The sequence below is a fragment of the Streptomyces sp. A01 genome, from assembly GCF_059026195.1.
Window position 1 is genome coordinate 214,944 of record NZ_JBWLKN010000006.1, and the last position, 18,034, is coordinate 232,977.

The following is an 18,034-nucleotide window of genomic DNA, read 5'->3' on the forward strand; positions in this document are numbered from 1 at the left end:
ACGTTCTCGCGGTCGTGGCGGCCGGTGGAGCCACCGGTGCGGCCGCCCGTTACGGCGCCACGCTGATCTGGCCCACCGACCCAGGGGGCTTCCCGTGGACGACGCTGTGGGTGAACGTGACCGGTTGCGCGGCGATCGGTGTCTTTCTGGTGGTCATCAGCGAGGTACGGGCGGCCCACGCCCTCATCCGCCCGTTCTTCGGCACCGGAGTGCTCGGCGGGTTCACCACCTTCTCCGCGTACGCCGTGGACGTGGAGCAGCTGCTCCACGACGGCCGCACACGCACGGCGCTGACCTATCTCGCCCTGACCCCGCTGGCGGCACTCGCGGCGGTCTGGTGCGCGGCGGCGCTCACGCGCCGCGTGATCGACGGGAGACGGGCATGACGAGGCTTACGGGCACCGCGCTGCGCGTGACCATCCTGATCGGGGAGAACGACACCTGGCACCACCGCCCGCTGTACGCGGAGATCGTGCGCCGCGCACGAGCGGCGGGGCTCGCGGGCGCGAGCGTGTTCCGGGGCATCGAGGGGTTCGGCGCCTCCTCCCTGATCCACACCTCCCGGCTGCTGTCCCTGAGCGAGGACCTTCCGGTGGCCATCTTCATCGTGGACGCGGCCGAGCGAATCCGTGCCTTCCTCCCGGAGCTGGACGAGCTGGTGTCGGAAGGACTCGTGATCGTCGACGAATGCGAGGTCATCCGCTACGTCGGCCGAGAGGAAGGCCACGAGGTGGCGCAAGCCCGTACGGCCCGGACGGCGGGGGAAGCCCCAGCGGCGGACGGAGCGCCTGCGGCGGAGGGCGAGGCGAGGGACCGGCGCGGCACCGGGCGGGGCGGGACCCGGCGACGTCGCGGATGGCGGGCGAACCACCGACCGGGCTGGCTCGGTCGACCCGGCCGGAAATCCCGCGAGGACCGCGAGAACTCCGCGAGCCACGCGGATTCCGCGGACCGGGAGAACGCGGACCGGGAGAACCCCAAGAGCCGCGACAGCGCCACCGAGGACCGGGACGAGACCGACGGCCGGGGCGACACCCACGGCCCGGGCAACCCCAACGGCCCGGACAACTCCGAGGACCGGAACAGCTTCGACGGCCGGGACAACGCCAACGGCCGGGACGACTCCGGGGGCCGGTCGTGAACTGGCTGCTCGTGGTCGCCGGAGCGGCGGTGGGCGCGCCGCTGCGGTATCTGACCGACCAGGCGGTGCGCGCCCGGCGTGACTCCGTCTTCCCGTGGGGCACGTTCCTGGTCAATGTGACCGGCTGCCTGGTGCTCGGCGCCGTCACGGGCGCCGTGGCGGCGGGGGCCGCCTCCTCCGGCCTTCAGGCACTGCTGGGGACGGGGCTGTGCGGCGCGCTGACGACGTACTCGACCTTTTCGTACGAGACCCTGCGGCTCGCCGAGAGCGGCTCCCAGCGCTACGCCGCGGCGAACGTCGCGGCGAGCGTGCTGACCGGCCTGGGCGCCGCCTTCGCAGGAGCCGCGGCGGCCCGGGCCCTGTGGGGCTGACGGCCCTGGTGGGGCCGACTTGGCCGGTGGGGCCGACCGGGCCGCCTGCCTCGCGGGAGGCGGCCCGCCGTCCCGTACGCGCGCGGGATCGCCCGCGCGTGGTCCAACTCCTGAGCTCGACGGGGCCGCCGTCCCGCTACGCGCGCGCTCGCCCCACACGCCGCGCCGCCTCAGCGGGGTGACGCGCCCCCGCCGCCCACGAAGTCGTCGAGCGGGAACGCCGCCGCGTGCGCCGCGGGCCGGGAGACGTACAGCTGGGCGTGGTAGTAGCCCTCGTCCTCCTTGCCGCGTGGGTCGGCGCCCGCCTCGACCACGGCGGCGATCGCGTGCCGCCGCTCCGCCACGTCAGCGAACCGCCGCTGGATGAACGTGCGCTCATGGCCGGCTGTCTCCGTCACGAGCCCGAGGCGGCCCAACTCCTCGGCCACCGGCCCGTACCGCACACCGCGCAGCACGAACGCCGCGACCCACACCGGCTCCTCGGCGACCTCCACCAGCCGGGCCACGGTGCGGCTGGTGATGTACCCGATGCCGCCGGTCACCGTGATGAGCTGGGCCCGGGCGGCCGCGGCGCGCAGCGCGGGGCCGGGGTCGGCGCGCTCCAGGTCCTCGCCGTACGCCTCGTCGAGCAGTCCGGCCGTACGGGCGTACGTGACGGCACGCCCAGCCGCGTCGAGCCCGACGACGCGTGCGGCGTCGGGCAGCCGCCGCTCGCTGAAGAACTCCCGGTCGCGCGCGATGAGCTGCGCGGTGCTGAGCCCGGACACCTCCGGTGCCGTGTAGCGCTCGTACAGCTCATCCAGCGTGACCTTGTGGTTGAGCAAGGCGGCGTTGATCCCGTACGAGCAGCACAGGTCCACCACAGTCGGCGGTCGCTCGGCGGGCTGACCGGCCGTGGTGTCGGCCAGTACGCGGGCGGCGAGCAGCTGCTGGAAGATCTCTTGCGCGTGGTGGGGTATCTGGTAGGCGAGGGGCTGCATCGTGCGGAAGTAACCGCGCGGGTCTGGCTGGTTATAGATGTCGTCGAAGCGGGCCTTTCCTCGCAGGCCGTCATCCGAGTCCACTCGCGCACCGGTCATGGCACCTCGTCTCTTTACAAGGGCGGGCCGATCCCACCCGCATCATGGCTAGTGGCTCACGTGAGCCGGGGGAACAGTGCCGTATTGAATCCGGCCATTTATCGGCTGCGAACCGAACCGCAGAATGAGGCTCGCACATCGCGTACGGGCTGGGTAGCCGCCCACTCGGCCACTTCCCGCCGCTACCGCCGGTGACCAGTCGAGATGGCGGCTCCACGACACCGCGGAAGACCCGGCCACCGCGGACTGTGATCTTCCGGTGAACGAATGGCGAGCCCACCACCGCGATTCGACGGGTCTTCGCCCCTGAGGTTTGAAGGCTCCAGCGACGCTGAGGCGCGAGGCGTCACGCTCAGTAGCGAGCCGGTGGCTCAGGAGGCACGAGTTCAGGCCGCGCGCCCGGCTCGGACAGCAACGTGTGGGGGGGGGGGGGGGGGGGGGGGGGGGGGGGGGGGGGGGTGGGGGGGGGGAGGGGGGGGGTCGCGCTCCCGTTGGGGAAAAAAACGTCTCCCCCCCCCCCCCCCCCCCCCCCCCGCATGCCTGGCCACCCCGTTCCAGCCCCGCCGCCGCCGGTCGGCCACCGATCCGCCACCGATCTACCGCCGTTCTGCCGCCGGTCCGCCGCCGGTCCGCAAGGAGCCTCCCCGGCGCGCCTCACTAAGGTGACCGCGTGGACTTGCGCCAGTTGCGGTACTTCATGGCCGTGGCCGAGGAGCAGCACCTGACCCGGGCGGCGGAACGGCTCGGGATACGGGCGACCTCACTCAGCCAGCAGATCATCACGCTGGAACGGAGCCTTGGCGTCGCCCTGTTCCTCCGGACCTCCGCCGGGATGGTCCCCACGGCCTCGGGCCGGGCGTTGCTGCCCCGCGCCGAGGCGTTGCTCGCGGCGGCCGAGCAGGCGTCGCTGGCCGCACAGGAGGCTGCGGTCACGGACCGCCCGCTGCGCATCGGGATCACCCCGGGCTCACCGCCGGACATCGTCCCGCGCGTATGGGAGGCGGCCCGGCGCGCCGGTACGGAGGTCGAGCTGGCGGACCTGCCCGCCGCGCGGCAGCCTGACCTGCTCCGCGCCGGACGACTGGACGCGGCCGTGCTCGTCCTGCCCGCGGACGTACGCGGCCTGGAGACGCAGCTGGTCAGTGACGCGCCACTCGGCGTGCTCGTCGCGGCGACCCACCCGCTGGCCGACCGCGCCTCGGTCACCTGGCCGGACCTCACCGGTCAGGAACTGCTGTGGTTCGCCCGTGACCTCGCCCCCGGCTACCACGAGGCGGTGCTGGCCGCGTGCCGCGCCTCCGGGTGGGAGCCTCGGCGCATCCGCGAACGCCCCCCGCACAACCGGCTGTTCGTCGCCGAACTGCGGCACTCCGAGGACCTGGTGGCGCTGCGCCCCCAGTGGTCCACCACCGAAGGGCTGTCCTGGGTCCCGCTCGCCGACGGCGCGCCCCGGGCCCGGCACGCCTTCGCGTACCGCCCGGACCCGAACGCCGGGAGCGACCGGCGCCCGGACGTGGTGCGTGACCTGCTCCGTGAGCTCCTGCCTCACGGCTGTGCGGCAACACCTCGTGGACAAGCGTCACCCGGCGCGGTTGGCTGACGGACAGGGGTCTCCAACTCCACAGCGGAGACCGCGCCCAACCCACCACTCACCCTCACCACTTCACCCTTCACGCCATCACCACTCACGCCATCACTTCATCGCGCGGGGAGCGAGATACTCATGGCACTTGTCCACTGGGGCTTCATCTACACCGCCGCGGGCGCGGACCCCGACTGCCACACCACGACCGTCGACACCGGGCAGTGCCGCACCGATCTGGCCGCCGTGGCCACGCCCGACCAGTGCGTCGCCGTGGCTCAGCGCATGGTCGCCGACGGCGTCCAGCTGATCGAACTGTGCGGCGGCTTCGGCCCGGTGTGGGCCGCTCGCGTCATCGAGGCCACCAACGGGAGCGTCCCCGTCGGCGCTGTCGCGTACGGGCCCGAGGCCGTGGACCAGGTTCACGCCATCTTCGCGACACCGCCCGCCTGACCGCGGACGGCAGCCCCGTCGCCGCAGCGGTGGCCAGTGCGGCGACAGACCAACACCGGGAACACGTGACCTGCGCCACAACCGCACTCCTCGGACAACGCCCGGGCTCCTGACCCGATTACTGAGCACACGGCCGGCGATCGGCGTCGGCCCCGGGCTCAGTCCAGGAGCAGCGATGACGCGCAACTGTCCGCGTACCGATCATGCCGAGATGGAACAGCGGCTCGACCGGATCGATCGCCGTATCGACGCGTTCTGCGTCGCCGGGGCGGCGACCGCCGCACTCGCGGGCACAGGGATGCTGTGCACCGCCCTCTACCAGTACGGCATGGTGCACGACGGATCGATGGCGACGGCCGGCGGCGCGCTGGCCACGCTGCTCTACGGCGGCACCGGCTGGATCGCGAAGAAGGTCAAGAAACGCAGGCGCGCCCGCGCGGCGCGCCGCCCCGTGACCTGACGTCAGCTTCCGGTAGCGACAGCCGACTTGACCCCACCCACCACTACCGGTGCCACGACCGGTTCTGCTACCGATGGCGGTGGCGATGGCGCCACTGCTGGGCGACGCTACTGGGCGCGGCCGCCGGGACGCGGACCAGCCGACGGCGCGATTGCCGCCCCAACGCGCTAAGCGTTTCCCGCGCCAGGCCCGAGTACCCCCTGTGAGGCCGGAGCTTGCCCTCTAGCTCCGGCGAGATCAGGAGGACGACATGACCACAGAACTGGTACCGGAGCCAGCGGACGAAGTGCCCGGCAAGGCACCCCCGCCGGCCACGCGGGTACCGGCTCAGGGCCCCCACCAGCCCCCCGAGAAAGCGTCCGGTATCTCCGAGCAAACGCTCAGGACGCTCCATTCCCGCTTCTACCGGTATGCCGGCTACCGGGGGATGAACGACGCGGACGCACGGGACCTGGCCCAGAAAGGCTGCGTCGCGGTCTGGAAGAAGAAGCCGCCCCTCACCGAACGTGAGGCTCTCGCGTACGGCCTCCGGGTCGTACAGAACGGGATTGTCGACCATTACCGCTCGGGGCAGCGCGAAATCGCGGTGGCGGATCTGCCCGCCCGGCACGTGCCGCTGCTCGCCGAGGATGCCGCGCTCAAGGCCATCACGTCGGACGAGGCGCGCAACGCGGTCAAAGTGCTCCGCGACATTCTCAGCGTCCGGCAATTCGACGTCTACGTCATGCGCGAGGTCTGGTCTCTGAAGCACGCGGAAATCGCAGAGTTGTTCGGCTGCGCCGAAGGGACGGTCAGGGCGACCTTCAGCAATGCGAGCGCGAAGGTCCAGCAGCACCGGGAAAACGGAACCTTCGGGTAGGTCACGCCTCGGGATCACGTCCAGCCAACCTCACACGTCGGGGAGCACCATGCCACTTCCCGTGATCCCGGGGCGGGGTCTATCAGGCCCAGTCAGATCAGCAGCAGGAGGAAATATGCCTCGCTTTCCCAACCGAGGGCCAAAGGACGCTCTCGTACAGCACCTGAAAGAAGCGGACGCCGATATCGTGACATTCGATACGGGAGGCGACGAAGAATGGGCGGCAACCAAGGCTGCCATCCTCGCGCAGGCCGACGATGAGGAGCCGGGGGACCTCATCGGCGGTGTGGGCGATCACGGCGGCCCCAGCATGGGAAACGGCCTGTTGCCCAGGCTCCTTCCGCTGGTCACTGTCGCCGCCGGCGTCATCAGCATCGCGCTCACCCATTCCCTGTGGGGAACTCTACTCGGTGCCGTGTTTGTCGTCGCGGCATTCGGCTACGAAGCCATCGCCTATGTGCTGACACGACGAGTTGACGCACGCGGAGAACCAGTTCTAAAAGGCGGCAGGCGGCCTATGAAAACCGGAATCGCGGCAAGTGTGACAGCAGGACTGGCAGTGGCTACCGCGGCGACCGTCGCCTCCGACCTGAGGCACTGATATCACCCGACGGCACAACCCAGCACAGAGAGGAAAGGCGATGTCTTAATTGATGTTCGCTGACAGGGAAGATGCCAGCGAATCCCTTACCGTCCGGGCCCCGGCCGCGTCCCGGGCCCGGACGCCGCAGCCCGGTCGTCCCAGAACGTGACGAGCACGGGCACGCACCCAAACGGTCCAGCGACGACCGCACCCTTCACGGCAGCACGCCGAGAACGCGACCAGCGGCCACCGCCCCCACAAAACCACAGCTCAGCGCCGCTCACAGACGGACGGCGACAGCGCGAACGAGCGCCGGCACACCGCCACGCGGACGCAAGCGGCAGGTGTACGACCCCTGTCGCACGGGCACCTGTTGACGACGAAACTGACCACCTGTCACCGACCCATCGCATGCGCCGACCGCCACACAAGGAACCGTCACACGAGGAGAAGACGTGCGCCCTTCGCGAAAACACTCCGGGCTGACCGTCCTCACCGCTTTCGGCATGGCCGCGTGTACCGCCTTGGCGGGATGCGGAAATGACGACAGCGGCGACTCCGGCACCTCTGGCAACGCGTCGGACGGTAAACGTTCCACCCCGGAAGGAAACAAGGGACCGGGCGCCGACGAGCAAACCGCACATACCGTTCGCACGGCCTACGAGAAGACGGCAAAGGCCAAAACCGCCAGAATGCGGCTGCGAACAGCGACCACGGCCGGTTCCCAGAGCGCCCGCGTCAGCGGGAACGGTGTCATGGATTTCAGTTCCGGAGCCTCGAAGCTGATCCTCACCAGCCGGCACAAGAAGTTCGAGCAGCGCGTCATCGACGGCGTCCTCTTCCAGCGATCACCAAGAGACGAGCGTGCGAGCATCCCGGGCAACAAACCCTGGATCAGGATCAACCTGACAAAGGCCGCCCAGCAAGAAGCCAACGGCGCCGCACAGGTGAACGACCCCGCGGAATCAGCGGGCTACACGAAGGCCATCACGGGCAAGAACGTCAAAAAGCTGGGCACGGCGAAACTCAAAGGCACCGACGTCACCCGCTATCGGGTCACCATCGACGTCGACAAGCTGGCGAACGGCAACCAGGCCAAGACCGCTCAGCTCAAACAGCAGCTCGGCCGCCGCCTTCCCATGGATCTCTGGCTGGACGACGAGGGCCGCATCCGCCGCCAGCAGCTGGACATGACCGTGCAGGCACCGACGGGATCAGCAGGCGGCGGCACGCAGAGGGCGACGGTCCGTACGGTCATCGATTTCACCGACTACGGCGCGGACGTCAACGTCCAGCCCCCGCCCACCAAGCAGACGGCGGACATGACCGACACGACCGCCCCGTGATCCCGCCTGCCGCCGCCCATCAGCCCCTCAACCGACGCGACAGCACCCGCGACAGAACGACGGGGCGACAGGGCGACAGAACCGTAGCGATCATCCCCGCAAGAGCCTGACCAGTGACGTCCGGGTCTCAAGACCCCGCGCTACACCCCGCGCTCCCACCGATCCGGCTCAGTCGAGGACCGCGGCGACGGCCTCGATCTCCACAAGCTGGTCGTTGTAGCCGAGCACGGTGACGCCCATCAGGGTGCTGGGAACGTCATGGTCACCGAACGCCTCACGGACGACCTCCCACGCGGCAACCAGATCAGCCTGGCTGCTGGACGCGACGAGCACACGAGTACTGATCACATCCTCGATCGACGCCCCGGCCTCACCGAGCGCGACCCGCATGTTCTCCACGGCCTTCGCCGCCTGCCCCGCGTAACTCCCGACCGCCGCCGTGCTCCCGTCCTTGTTCAGCGGGCAGGCCCCCGCGAGAAAGATCAGACGCGACCCGGCGGGCGCGGTAGCCGCGTAGGCGTACTCGGCCGCGTCGGACAGCGACGCGGAACGAATCAGACTGACGACACTGGCCACGGTTCCCCCTAACAAAAGCCCAGAAGATCGCAACCATCCTGGCACGCCCCATCCAGTGGCCCCGTACGCCGGACGGGCCACCCGACGCCCACCCGACCGCCCCACCGGGCGGCGAGGCGGTCGGCTAGGGTCCCGCCGGGCCGCGTGGCCGCGTGGCCGCGTGGATGACACACACCCGTGGACGTCGCCGCACATGCACAACGCCCCGGACCGTTCCCAGGTCCGGGGCGTTCGCACTGCTCAGCAGCGATGCTGCGCCAGAGCCGACTGTCGGGTTCGAACCGACGACCTTCGCTTTACAAGAGCGGTGCTCTACCAGCTGAGCTAAGTCGGCGTGTCCCAGCAGTGTACCTAGGCTCGGGGAGTGGTCTTGTCGAATATTCGTCAATCACCGACTGCTGACACAGCGCCCCTGGCCAGGTACCGTCACGGCAAGTCTGGTCACTGGACTAGACCCCTTCCTCACCGCCCGTGGCGCTGGGAAGGCTCACCTTTACTCGGATCGTCCGGCACGTTCCTGCCGGTGAAGGGACCAAGCACCATGGCTACGGTCACGTATGACAAGGCGACCCGGATCTACCCCGGCTCCGAAAAGCCCGCCGTCGACCAGCTGGAGATCGACATCGAGGACGGCGAGTTCCTCGTCCTCGTCGGCCCCTCCGGTTGCGGCAAGTCCACCTCGCTGCGGATGCTCGCGGGGCTTGAGGACGTCAACGGCGGTTCGATCCGCATCGGTGACCGCGACGTCACCCACCTGCCGCCGAAGGACCGGGACATCGCCATGGTGTTCCAGAACTACGCGCTCTACCCGCACATGTCGGTCGCCGACAACATGGGCTTCGCGCTGAAGATCGCGGGTGTCAGCAAGAGCGAGATCCGCCAGAAGGTCGAGGACGCGGCGCGGATTCTGGACCTCACCGACTACCTCAGCCGGAAGCCGAAGGCGCTCTCCGGTGGTCAGCGGCAGCGTGTCGCGATGGGCCGGGCGATCGTCCGGGAGCCGCAGGTCTTCCTCATGGACGAGCCGCTGTCCAACCTGGACGCCAAGCTCCGCGTGCAGACCCGTACGCAGATCGCCGGCCTCCAGCGCCGCCTCGGGATCACCACGGTCTACGTGACCCACGACCAGGTCGAGGCCATGACCATGGGCGACCGGGTCGCCGTGCTGAAGGACGGCCTGCTCCAGCAGGTCGACTCGCCGCGCAACATGTACGACCGGCCGAACAACCTCTTCGTCGCGGGCTTCATCGGCTCCCCCGCCATGAACCTCATCGAGGTGCCGATCACCGACGGCGGCGTCAAGTTCGGCAACAGCGTCGTCCCGGTGAGCCGTGACGCCCTCGCCCTCGCCGCTGACAGGGGCGACACGACGGTCACCGTCGGCGTCCGCCCCGAGCACTTCGACGTGGTCGAGCAGAACGACGCCGCCGCCAAGACGCTCACCAAGGAGTCCAAGGACGCCCCGGCGGGCATGCCCGTCACCGTCAACGTCGTCGAGGAACTCGGCGCCGACGGCTACGTCTACGGCACCGCCGAGGTCGGCGGCTCCACCCACGACCTCGTCGTCCGTGTGAACGGCCGCCAGGTGCCGGAGAAGGGCGCCGTGGTCCACGTGGTCCCGCGCCCGGGTGAGACGCACGTCTTCTCCACCTCCACCGGCGAGCGCCTCAGCGACTGAGCCATCGGGCCCCGGAGACCCGGGAGCCGCCCCCTGCACCCCTGTGCCCCTCGGGCGCAGGGGTGCAGGTGCTCAGAAGCCCCCGAGCGGACCGCCGCCCTCCAGCCCCAAACAGCCAGCTCCTCCCCCGCGGCCGCCCGCCCCCACCGGTCGCCCCCCCGTGCGGCCGTCCGTCCGTACGTACGGCTGTGGCCTCCGCGCGGGACGCCGCGTGCGGCTCGGGAGCGGGAACGGGATCGCTGCGTTCGTGTGGCTGTACGTCCGTATGGCCATCAGTCTGTACGGGGCGCGGGGCGACCCGGTCACCCACCACGTCACGCGACGTACGACAGACGCGGCCCACTGGCCGGGCCGGCCCATCCGCTCGTCGGCCGACGGGTTTTCGGGTTCCCGGAGACACGGCGGCGCGCATCCGCACTACGCGGCCGCGTCGCGTCTTCGCGGGTGGAATACCCCGGCAGAACGGCCTTTTCGAGCCGTGTGCGTCAACATGCAAACCGAATGCAGGCACCAACCCGTCGCTCAACAGGGTGACTAAATGTCGCCAAATCATCACCCCTCGCTACGATCTCGGCATGAACCAGGCCGTCCGCCGTATCGGCAGAACTCTCACCCTTGTCCTCCCCGTCGTTCTCGTCCTCTCCGGGACCCTGGCGGTGACCGCCGTCCCCTGGGCAGGCACCCAGTCCAATGACTCCGTGCTCACCGCCTCCTCGGAGAACGCCTCGTCCAAGGCCGCTGACCGCGCGCCTCACGAGGTGCTGCGCGACCAGCTGCTCGCCGAGCTCCAGGAGAAGGACCCGGGCGTCGCCCTCAACCATCTCCAGGAGGCGACCACCGAACGTCCGTCGCTCGCCCGGCACTGCGCGTCCATCGCCCGCGCCCTCGGCCGCGCCGCGGTCGCGAAGTACGGCGGCGCCGCCCACCGCGCGCACGCCTTCTCCCGTCCCGTCTGCGACACCTCGTTCGCATCCGGCGTCGCGCAGGCCAACTGAGGTCCGGCAACTGGTCGGCGGACCCGTCGGCCAGCACCTATCGTGCGGACATGACAGGAGACCCCGCCGCGTCCGCAAGCCCAGTACCGCCCGTCCCATCCGTCCCGCCCACGGCCACCGCACCCACCCCGGCCGTACGAACCGGAAGTCACGCAGCAGCATCCGCGAGCCCCGCGGCCGTGCGGCCGGTCGCCGACTCCGCACAGCCCGCCCGGCCCACGCAGGCGGTCGTACTGGCCGGAGGCCAAGGCTCGCGGCTGCGCCCGTACACCGACGACCGCCCCAAGCCGATGGTCGAGATTCCCGGCACCGGGACCCCGATCATCGGCCACCAACTGGCCTGGCTGGCCAGCGAGGGCGTCACCGACGCCGTTGTCTCCTGCGGCCACCTCGCTGAGGTCCTGCAGGACTGGCTCGACGGCGCCGAACTCCCGCTGCGCGTCACCACGGTCGTGGAGAGCGAGCCCCTTGGCCGCGGCGGCGGCCTCAAGTACGCCGCCGCCTCCCTCCCGCATCCCGACCAGCCCTGGTACGCCACCAACGGCGACATCTGGACCCGGTTCTCACTGCGCGAGATGGCGGACTTCCACCACGAGCGTGACGCCACGGCGACCCTTTCCCTCGCCCGGCCGCGGATTCCCTGGGGAGCCGTGGAGACCGACGAGTTCGGCCATGTGCTGGACTTCATCGAATCGCCGCCATCGCCGTATCTGATCAACGCGGGCGTCTACGTCTTCTCCGCCGAGTTCACCAGCCTCCTTCCCGACCTCGGCGACCACGAGCGCACCACCTTCCCCCGCCTCGCACGCGAACGCCGCCTCGCCGGATACCCACTCCCGCACGGTGCCTACTGGCGCGCCATCGACACCGCCAAGGACCTGACGGAGGCCGCCAAGGAGCTGTCCTCCCACGGAGGTTGATCCCCGCGGCGGTCGCACGGCTCCCCGGTGCCGCCGGCGCCCGCTGGCGACCGGCGGGCGAGGTCACGCGGGCACGCGCGCGGGTGGGTGGGCGAGCGGGTGCCGCGTGGCCTGCGCGGCAGGGCACGCCCCTCCGCCGCACTGCGTGCCCCCAAGCCCGCGCCCTCGCCCATGCCCGAGCGCCGCACGCTCCGACCCGAGCGCAGTACGCCCGTACGTGACGTACGCCCGCACGCCCGTGCGTGGATGAGTGCCGCCCCGCAGCATCCACGTATGCCTATGCGCTACGGCGATGTCCTGCGGCGGTGCCCCGCAGGAGCGGGGCCCGGGCCCGCCCGCCCGCCACACAGCGGCAGCGGCGCCCGGGAGGACGCCGCTGCCTGGTGGGGCTCTGGGGTGGGGGCGGGCTACGGCTCAGAGGCGTAGCCCGCCGTTGTCGTCGGCCGAGTCAGCCGAGGAGGCCGCCGAGGGCGCCCTCGCCGCTTGTGCCTCCTGTGCTGCCTCCGCTCGACCCGCCGCTGCCGGTGGTCTGCGACGGGGCTCGCTGCTGCTGTTGCTGCGGTGCGGACTGCGGGGGCTGCTGGCGCTGTTGCTGCCGCGGTGCGGGCTGGGCGGCGCCTGCGGTCTGGCCCTGGCCGCCGACCTGGCCCTGCTGAGCCTGCCCCTGCTGACCCTGCGTCTGGCTCGGGCCCGTGCTCACGCTGCCCGCGCCCGGCTGCCTGCCGGTGGCGCCCGGTACCTGCGACGAGGGCGCCGACATGGTCGGGCTCGGGGACCTGCCCTCCGCCGACGGGGAACTCGTGCTGCCCTCCGGGCCCCGGGTGCCGGGCCGTGCGGTCTTGTCCGACTTCTGCGGCAGCGTCTTGCCCGGCAGCCGGTTGACCGGCGGGTCGCTCGGCCCCGGCACCCGGACGGTGTCCGACGACCGTACGGCGCCACCCAGCATGGAGCCGATCAGCAGCGTCAGCCCGATGACGACGGTCGCGGTGGCTGCGCCGCGGCGCAGCACCCGGCGCCGCAGCTCGCTGATCTCGACGCGCGGGCCGAGCCGCCGCCATGCCTCGCCCGCCAGCCGCCCGTCCATCGAGTAGACGGGCGCGCCCGCGATGATCAGCGGGCTCCAGGCGGCCAGGTAGATGATGTCCGGCGCGTCGTAGGCGGGAACGGTGCGCCAGCTGACCGTCACGATCAGCGCGGCGGACAGCATCGCCCCCACACTCGCGGCGAGCCGCTGCCACAGCCCGAGCACGGTGAGCACCCCGACCACGACCTGGAGGAAGGCGATGGTCAGCCCGGCGCCCACCGGGTGTCCGAGGGCGAAGTCGCGCAGTGGTGAGGCGACGGCCCAGGGGTGCAGCGACTGGAGCCAGGTGACCATGGAGCCGCGCTCGCCGCCGTCGAAGTAGACGGGGTCGCAGAGCTTGCCCATGCCCGCGTAGATGGAGATGAGGCCGAGGAAGACGCGGAGCGGGAGCAGCACGACGCCCAGGTTCATCCGGCGGCCCGGGTAGTAGGCGTGCCGGACGGTGTCGGAGCTGCGGCGCTTACGCGGCGGCTGGTCGGCCTCGCACCGCTCCTGGTCGGCGGACTGGTACACGGCGGTCGGCCAGCTCACGTCGGCGGGGGCGTCAGCGGAGGCGTCAGCGGGGCCGCGCTGCCTGCCGAGGCCGCCTCCGTACGAGGTGGTGGTCAGGTGCTCGGCGCTCCCGTAGCGGCCGCCGGCCGCGGGGGTTTCAGGCCCGCCGTCGAATCTGCCGCGCACGTAGCGCGTGCCGCCGGGTGGGGTCGCGTCGTCGGTGTACGGGCTGCGCGGCCCGATGACCAGGGCTTGGGTCTCCTCGGCGTTGACGCGCGGCAGCACCTGGGTGGCACCGGTGTCGGCGCTCATCGGGCCGCCCGCCTCACCGTGGGCGGGGCCGTAGGGCGGCACCGCGGACGCTGTGACCGTGCTGGGCGGCGGGGTGGGGGCCATGCTGGCGCTGGACTGGCGTACGGCCTGGAGGAGTTGGGTCGTCGCCCCGTCTCCTGGGCCGGTGTGACCGCTCCACACCACCGGTGCGCGGCGCCGGGCTCCGCGGCCCGCACGACCGGCACCAGCCCCGGACAGGGCGGCGGCCCGGGCCGTCTCCGCTAGCGCGCTGCTCTTGACGGGGGTGGCGAGCTGCACACGGAAACTCGCGTGATTGACGATGACCTGCGCGGGGTCACTTGGCACCTTCGCCATGTTCAGGCGCGGTTCGTCGTCATATCTCGGTGAGCGTCCCCCCGGAAGGGTGCGGGGTGTTCTGGTGTCCACGCTCATCTAACCGAGTGACTTGCACTTAAGACACTGCCTTGACTGACCTGATGTGTCCGAGGCCCGTCAAGTCGTGATTGTCAAGTCCCGGAAGGGGTGCGGCAGGCTCCTCAGCGGCGCGCCCCCCGCCTCGTTCAGCGACACGCGCGCGGCGCGCTCAGCGGCCGCGCGACGCCCCGTACGGCAACGTGTTCCGCGACGCGCCAGCGGCGCGTCCGGCCCCGTACTCAGCGGTGTATCCGGCTCCGTGCCGAGCGGCGGGTCCAGCCGGTGCCTTCGGCTGCGGCGGCGACGTCAGCTGCCGCTCACCGTCGTTTCGGCGCTGCGGCCGCCGCTTCGGCCGTCACTGCGGCTGCGGCTGTCGCTTCAGCCGCAGCCACCACTTCCCTGGGCATGGAGACCGGCGCGCGCCCCCCGCACGCGCTCAAGCACCGGCACACTCACGCTCTCGTACGCGCTCACGTGCCCATACGCGCTCACGCTCTCGTACACGCCCACGCTCTCGTACACGCTCACCCGCCCGTACGCGCTCATGCGCGCCGACGAGCCGCCTCGTACAGCACCACACCCGCCGCCACGCCCGCGTTCAGCGACTCGGCGCCACCCGGCATCGGGATGCGCACCCGCACGTCACATGTCTCGCTGACGAGGCGCGACAGGCCCTTGCCCTCACTGCCGATCACGATCACGACGGGACCGCCGAGCGCTTCGAGGTCCTGCACCTCGGCTTCCCCGTCGGCGGCGAGGCCGACGACGGTGAGGCCCGCCTTCTGGTAGCTCTCCAGCGCGCGCGTCAGATTGGTGGCGCGTGCCACCGGCGTACGAGCGGCCGTGCCCGCCGACGTCTTCCACGCACCCGCCGTCATCCCGGCCGCCCGCCGCTCCGGCACGACCACGCCGTTGCCGCCGAAGGCGCACACGGACCGCACCACGGCGCCCAGGTTGCGCGGGTCGGTGACCCCGTCGAGCGCGACGATCAGCGGGTCCCTGCCCGCGTCGTAGGCCGCTGCGGCCAGGTCCTCGGGGTGCGCGTAGTCGTACGGCGGGACCTGGAGGACCATGCCCTGGTGGTTGAGCCCGTTCGTCATCCGGTCGAGCTCGGGGCGCGGCGCCTCCATCAGGTTGATGTTGCCGCGCTCGGCCGCGAGCTGGAGCGCCTCGCGCACCCGCTCGTCGTTGTCGATGAACTGCTGCACGTACAGCGTGTTCGCCGGCACGCCCTCGCGCAGCGCGTCGGCGACCGGGTTGCGGCCGACGACCAGTTCGCTGGTGCCCTTGGGCCCGCCGCGGCGCGGGGCCGGCCGCTTGGAGGCCTGCCGCACCTTGGCGTTGGCGACGCGCTGCTTGACATGCCCCTTGCGCGCCTCAGCGGGCGGCGTCGGGCCCTTGCCCTCCAGGCTCCGGCGCCGCTTGCCGCCACTGCCGACCGTAGCGCCCTTCTTGTTGGAGGTACGGCGGTTCCTGCGCTGGCTGTTCCCGGCCATGGGTCACCTGTCTCTTACTGCTCAGCAAAAAAGTCCATACTACGGAAAGTGTGCCGCCCGGCGCTCCGGGCGGCAGCGTGGGCGCCGCCCGGAGTTTGCTTCCGGGCCTGGTCAGCGGGGACCGAGCTCCCAGCGCGGGCCCGACGGAGTGTCCTCAATCACCAGACCCGACTGCTGGAGCTGGTCGCGGATGGAGTCGGCCGTGGCGTAGTCCTTGCGGGCGCGCGCCGACTGCCGCTGCTCCAGTACGAGCCGTACCAGCGAGTCCACCACACCGTGCAGATCCTCGCCGCGCTCGGCGCCGCCCGACCACTTCTCGTCGAGCGGGTCGAGGCCGAGCACCCCGAGCATGGCCCGCACCTCGGCCAGCCGGGCGACCGCCGACTCCTTGTCATCGGCGGTCAGGGCGGAATTGCCCTGCCGGACCGTGGTGTGGATGATCGCGAGCGCCTGCGGGACGCCGAGGTCGTCGTCCATCGCCTCAGCGAACGCGAGCGGCACCTCGGCGGCGGGCTCCACCGTCCCGGCCTTCTCCACCACGCGCTGGACGAAGCCCTCGATCCGCGCGAACGCGGACTCGGCCTCGCGCAGCGCTTCCGCGCTGTACTCGATGGTGGAGCGGTAGTGCGGAGTACCCAGGTAGTAGCGGAGCACGATGGGCCGCCACTCCTTGACCATCTCGGAGATGAGCACCGAGTTGCCGAGCGACTTCGACATCTTCTCGCCGCTCATGGTGACCCAGTGGTTGTGCACCCAGAAGCTCGCGAACGCGTCACCGTACGCCTTGGCCTGGGCGATCTCGTTCTCATGGTGCGGGAAGATCAGGTCGATCCCGCCGCCGTGGATGTCGAAGGCGGAACCCAGGTACTTGTGCGCCATCGCGGAGCACTCCAGGTGCCAGCCGGGGCGGCCACGGCCCCACGGCGTCTCCCAGCTGGGCTCCCCGGGCTTGGCCGCCTTCCACATGGCGAAGTCACCCGGGTTGCGCTTGTGCGAGTCGACCTCGCCCTCCGACTGCCGCAGCTTGTCCAGCTCCTGGTTGGACAGCTCCAGGTACTCCGGGAAGGAGCGCACGTCGAAGTAGACGTTGCCGTCGACGGTGTAGGCGTGGCCGCGCTCGATGAGACCGCGCATCATCTCGATCATCTCGGGCACGTGGCCGGTGGCGCGCGGTTCGCAGGTGGGCGGCAGGCAGCCGAGCATGTCGTACGCGTCGTTGAACGCGCGCTCGTTGCGGTAACCGATCGACCACCACGGCTCGCCGCTGTCGGCCGCCTTCACGAGGATCTTGTCGTCGATGTCCGTGACGTTCCTGATGAACGTCACGTCGTAGCCGCGGTAGGAGAACCAGCGGCGCATGATGTCGAAGTTGAGTCCCGACCTGATGTGCCCGATGTGCGGGGCGGCCTGCACGGTCGCGCCACAGAGGTAGATCGAGACGCAGCCCGGAGTGAGCGGGGTGAAGTCACGGGTCTGCCGGGCGCTGGTGTCGTACAGGCGAATGGTCACCCGACAAGGGTAGACGGAACAGGGCAGTGCCCCGCGACCCCAAGGGCCGCAGGGACACAGAAGCGTGACACTCGGGCCGTGCCGGTCGCCCCCGGCGCACTGTCCGCGCCTGCCGTGCCGGTGCCGCCGGAGTCCGGAAGCGGGCTCAGATCCTCCCGACGACCTTCCGCGGCGTGATGCGGACGACGACGCGCTCCGTGTCCTCGGCGGAGGCCGGGTTGAACTCGGCGTACTTCTTGCCCGTGTACTTCAGCGACAGCTCGTCGATCAGCGCCTGGCCGCCCTCGGTGGTCACGGTCGCCGTGCCCCGGACCTCGGCGTACGTGTACGGCGCGTCGGCCGGGTTGACCATGACGGAGACGCGGGGGTCGGCCGCGATGTTCCTCTCCTTGCGGCGCCCCACGGTCGTCGAGATGAGCAGGTCGTCACCGTCGCGCTTGACCCAGACGACCGACAGCTGCGGACTGCCGTCCGGCTGGATGGTCGCCACGGTCACGAAGACCGGGCTGTCGAGAAGCTTCTTGAGGTCGGCGGAGAGTGCGGCTGACACGGTGGGTCCTTCCGTCGTGAAGATCAGTGATGAGAGAGATCAAGGACGAGAGATCAGAGACCGGGGAGCAGAGACCGGGGAGCAGAGACCGGGGAGCAGAGGCCGGGGGCGGGGACCAGAAAGCAGAAGCCGGAAACAGAGGCCGGGGGGCA

General features: G+C 70.9%; 17 protein-coding genes, 1 tRNA gene and 1 pseudogene. 12 read left to right on the plus strand and 7 right to left on the minus strand.

The annotated features are described in order from the left end of the window. Positions 1 to 14 precede the first annotated feature (14 nt). The 3 genes and pseudogenes from crcB (at position 15) to AC5P1B_RS10425 (ending at position 1,512) form a co-directional block, all read left to right on the plus strand. Positions 15 to 386: a fluoride efflux transporter CrcB gene (gene crcB / locus AC5P1B_RS10415; protein WP_493886606.1), complete on the plus strand. Its 372-nt coding sequence runs from the start codon at positions 15 to 17 to the stop codon at positions 384 to 386. Next, positions 383 to 718: pseudogene (locus AC5P1B_RS10420) on the plus strand (DUF190 domain-containing protein); the annotation flags it as partial. The gene crcB and the pseudogene AC5P1B_RS10420, both read left to right, overlap by 4 nt. A gap of 419 nt (positions 719 to 1,137) precedes the next feature. After that, positions 1,138 to 1,512 (plus strand): fluoride efflux transporter FluC, encoded by a 375-nt coding sequence (locus AC5P1B_RS10425; protein WP_493886421.1) that lies wholly within the window; start codon positions 1,138 to 1,140, stop codon positions 1,510 to 1,512. Positions 1,513 to 1,682: 170 nt separating this feature from the next. On the opposite strand, the gene AC5P1B_RS10430 is transcribed toward AC5P1B_RS10425, so the two are convergent. Next, positions 1,683 to 2,591, minus strand: coding sequence for a hypothetical protein (locus AC5P1B_RS10430; protein ID WP_493886423.1), 909 nt, complete (start codon positions 2,589 to 2,591; stop codon positions 1,683 to 1,685). A gap of 670 nt (positions 2,592 to 3,261) precedes the next feature. On the opposite strand from AC5P1B_RS10430, the gene AC5P1B_RS10435 reads away from it, so the two are divergent. From AC5P1B_RS10435 to AC5P1B_RS10460, 6 genes are all read left to right on the plus strand, one after another. After that, positions 3,262 to 4,191, plus strand: a complete 930-nt coding sequence (locus tag AC5P1B_RS10435) for a LysR family transcriptional regulator (protein ID WP_493886425.1) — start codon at positions 3,262 to 3,264, stop codon at positions 4,189 to 4,191. A gap of 123 nt (positions 4,192 to 4,314) precedes the next feature. Continuing rightward, positions 4,315 to 4,626 carry a DUF6506 family protein gene (locus tag AC5P1B_RS10440; RefSeq protein WP_493886426.1) on the plus strand — a complete coding sequence of 104 codons (312 nt, stop codon included), beginning with the start codon at positions 4,315 to 4,317 and terminating at the stop codon, positions 4,624 to 4,626. Positions 4,627 to 4,801: 175 nt separating this feature from the next. Continuing rightward, positions 4,802 to 5,086, plus strand: a complete 285-nt coding sequence (locus tag AC5P1B_RS10445; RefSeq protein ID WP_493886427.1) for a hypothetical protein — start codon at positions 4,802 to 4,804, stop codon at positions 5,084 to 5,086. A gap of 250 nt (positions 5,087 to 5,336) precedes the next feature. Then, a complete protein-coding gene (locus AC5P1B_RS10450; protein WP_493886429.1) occupies positions 5,337 to 5,945 on the plus strand; it encodes an RNA polymerase sigma factor in 609 nt (202 codons plus the stop codon). Between the two features lie 115 nt (positions 5,946 to 6,060). Beyond that, positions 6,061 to 6,546, plus strand: a complete 486-nt coding sequence (locus tag AC5P1B_RS10455) for a hypothetical protein (RefSeq protein WP_493886430.1) — start codon at positions 6,061 to 6,063, stop codon at positions 6,544 to 6,546. Between the two features lie 437 nt (positions 6,547 to 6,983). Beyond that, complete coding sequence (locus AC5P1B_RS10460; RefSeq protein ID WP_493886431.1) at positions 6,984 to 7,874, plus strand: SCO4651 family lipoprotein; 891 nt, start codon at positions 6,984 to 6,986, stop codon at positions 7,872 to 7,874. Positions 7,875 to 8,042: 168 nt separating this feature from the next. On the opposite strand, the gene AC5P1B_RS10465 is transcribed toward AC5P1B_RS10460, so the two are convergent. Both AC5P1B_RS10465 and AC5P1B_RS10470 read right to left on the minus strand, forming a co-directional pair. Then, positions 8,043 to 8,450 carry a RidA family protein gene (locus AC5P1B_RS10465; RefSeq protein WP_493886432.1) on the minus strand — a complete coding sequence of 136 codons (408 nt, stop codon included), beginning with the start codon at positions 8,448 to 8,450 and terminating at the stop codon, positions 8,043 to 8,045. Between the two features lie 261 nt (positions 8,451 to 8,711). Then, positions 8,712 to 8,784 (minus strand) — tRNA-Thr (locus AC5P1B_RS10470). 207 nt (positions 8,785 to 8,991) lie between these two features. On the opposite strand from AC5P1B_RS10470, the gene AC5P1B_RS10475 reads away from it, so the two are divergent. From AC5P1B_RS10475 to AC5P1B_RS10485, 3 genes are all read left to right on the plus strand, one after another. Continuing rightward, positions 8,992 to 10,128 carry an ABC transporter ATP-binding protein gene (locus AC5P1B_RS10475; protein ID WP_493886434.1) on the plus strand — a complete coding sequence of 379 codons (1,137 nt, stop codon included), beginning with the start codon at positions 8,992 to 8,994 and terminating at the stop codon, positions 10,126 to 10,128. Between the two features lie 575 nt (positions 10,129 to 10,703). Beyond that, on the plus strand, positions 10,704 to 11,123 hold the full coding sequence (locus AC5P1B_RS10480) for a hypothetical protein (RefSeq protein WP_493886436.1): 420 nt from the start codon (positions 10,704 to 10,706) through the stop codon (positions 11,121 to 11,123). A gap of 179 nt (positions 11,124 to 11,302) precedes the next feature. Continuing rightward, positions 11,303 to 12,043 carry a nucleotidyltransferase family protein gene (locus AC5P1B_RS10485; RefSeq protein ID WP_493886437.1) on the plus strand — a complete coding sequence of 247 codons (741 nt, stop codon included), beginning with the start codon at positions 11,303 to 11,305 and terminating at the stop codon, positions 12,041 to 12,043. A gap of 448 nt (positions 12,044 to 12,491) precedes the next feature. On the opposite strand, the gene AC5P1B_RS10490 is transcribed toward AC5P1B_RS10485, so the two are convergent. The 4 genes from AC5P1B_RS10490 to AC5P1B_RS10505 all read right to left on the minus strand — a co-directional run bounded on the left by AC5P1B_RS10490 (position 12,492) and on the right by AC5P1B_RS10505 (position 17,882). Beyond that, positions 12,492 to 14,015, minus strand: a complete 1,524-nt coding sequence (locus AC5P1B_RS10490) for a DoxX family membrane protein (protein ID WP_493886608.1) — start codon at positions 14,013 to 14,015, stop codon at positions 12,492 to 12,494. An 854-nt stretch (positions 14,016 to 14,869) separates the two neighbouring features. After that, positions 14,870 to 15,823, minus strand: coding sequence for a 23S rRNA (guanosine(2251)-2'-O)-methyltransferase RlmB (gene rlmB / locus AC5P1B_RS10495; protein WP_493886439.1), 954 nt, complete (start codon positions 15,821 to 15,823; stop codon positions 14,870 to 14,872). A gap of 111 nt (positions 15,824 to 15,934) precedes the next feature. Next, complete coding sequence (gene cysS / locus AC5P1B_RS10500; protein ID WP_493886441.1) at positions 15,935 to 17,332, minus strand: cysteine--tRNA ligase; 1,398 nt, start codon at positions 17,330 to 17,332, stop codon at positions 15,935 to 15,937. A gap of 145 nt (positions 17,333 to 17,477) precedes the next feature. Further along, on the minus strand, positions 17,478 to 17,882 hold the full coding sequence (locus tag AC5P1B_RS10505) for a PPOX class F420-dependent oxidoreductase (RefSeq protein ID WP_493886443.1): 405 nt from the start codon (positions 17,880 to 17,882) through the stop codon (positions 17,478 to 17,480). Between the last annotated feature and the right edge of the window lie 152 nt (positions 17,883 to 18,034).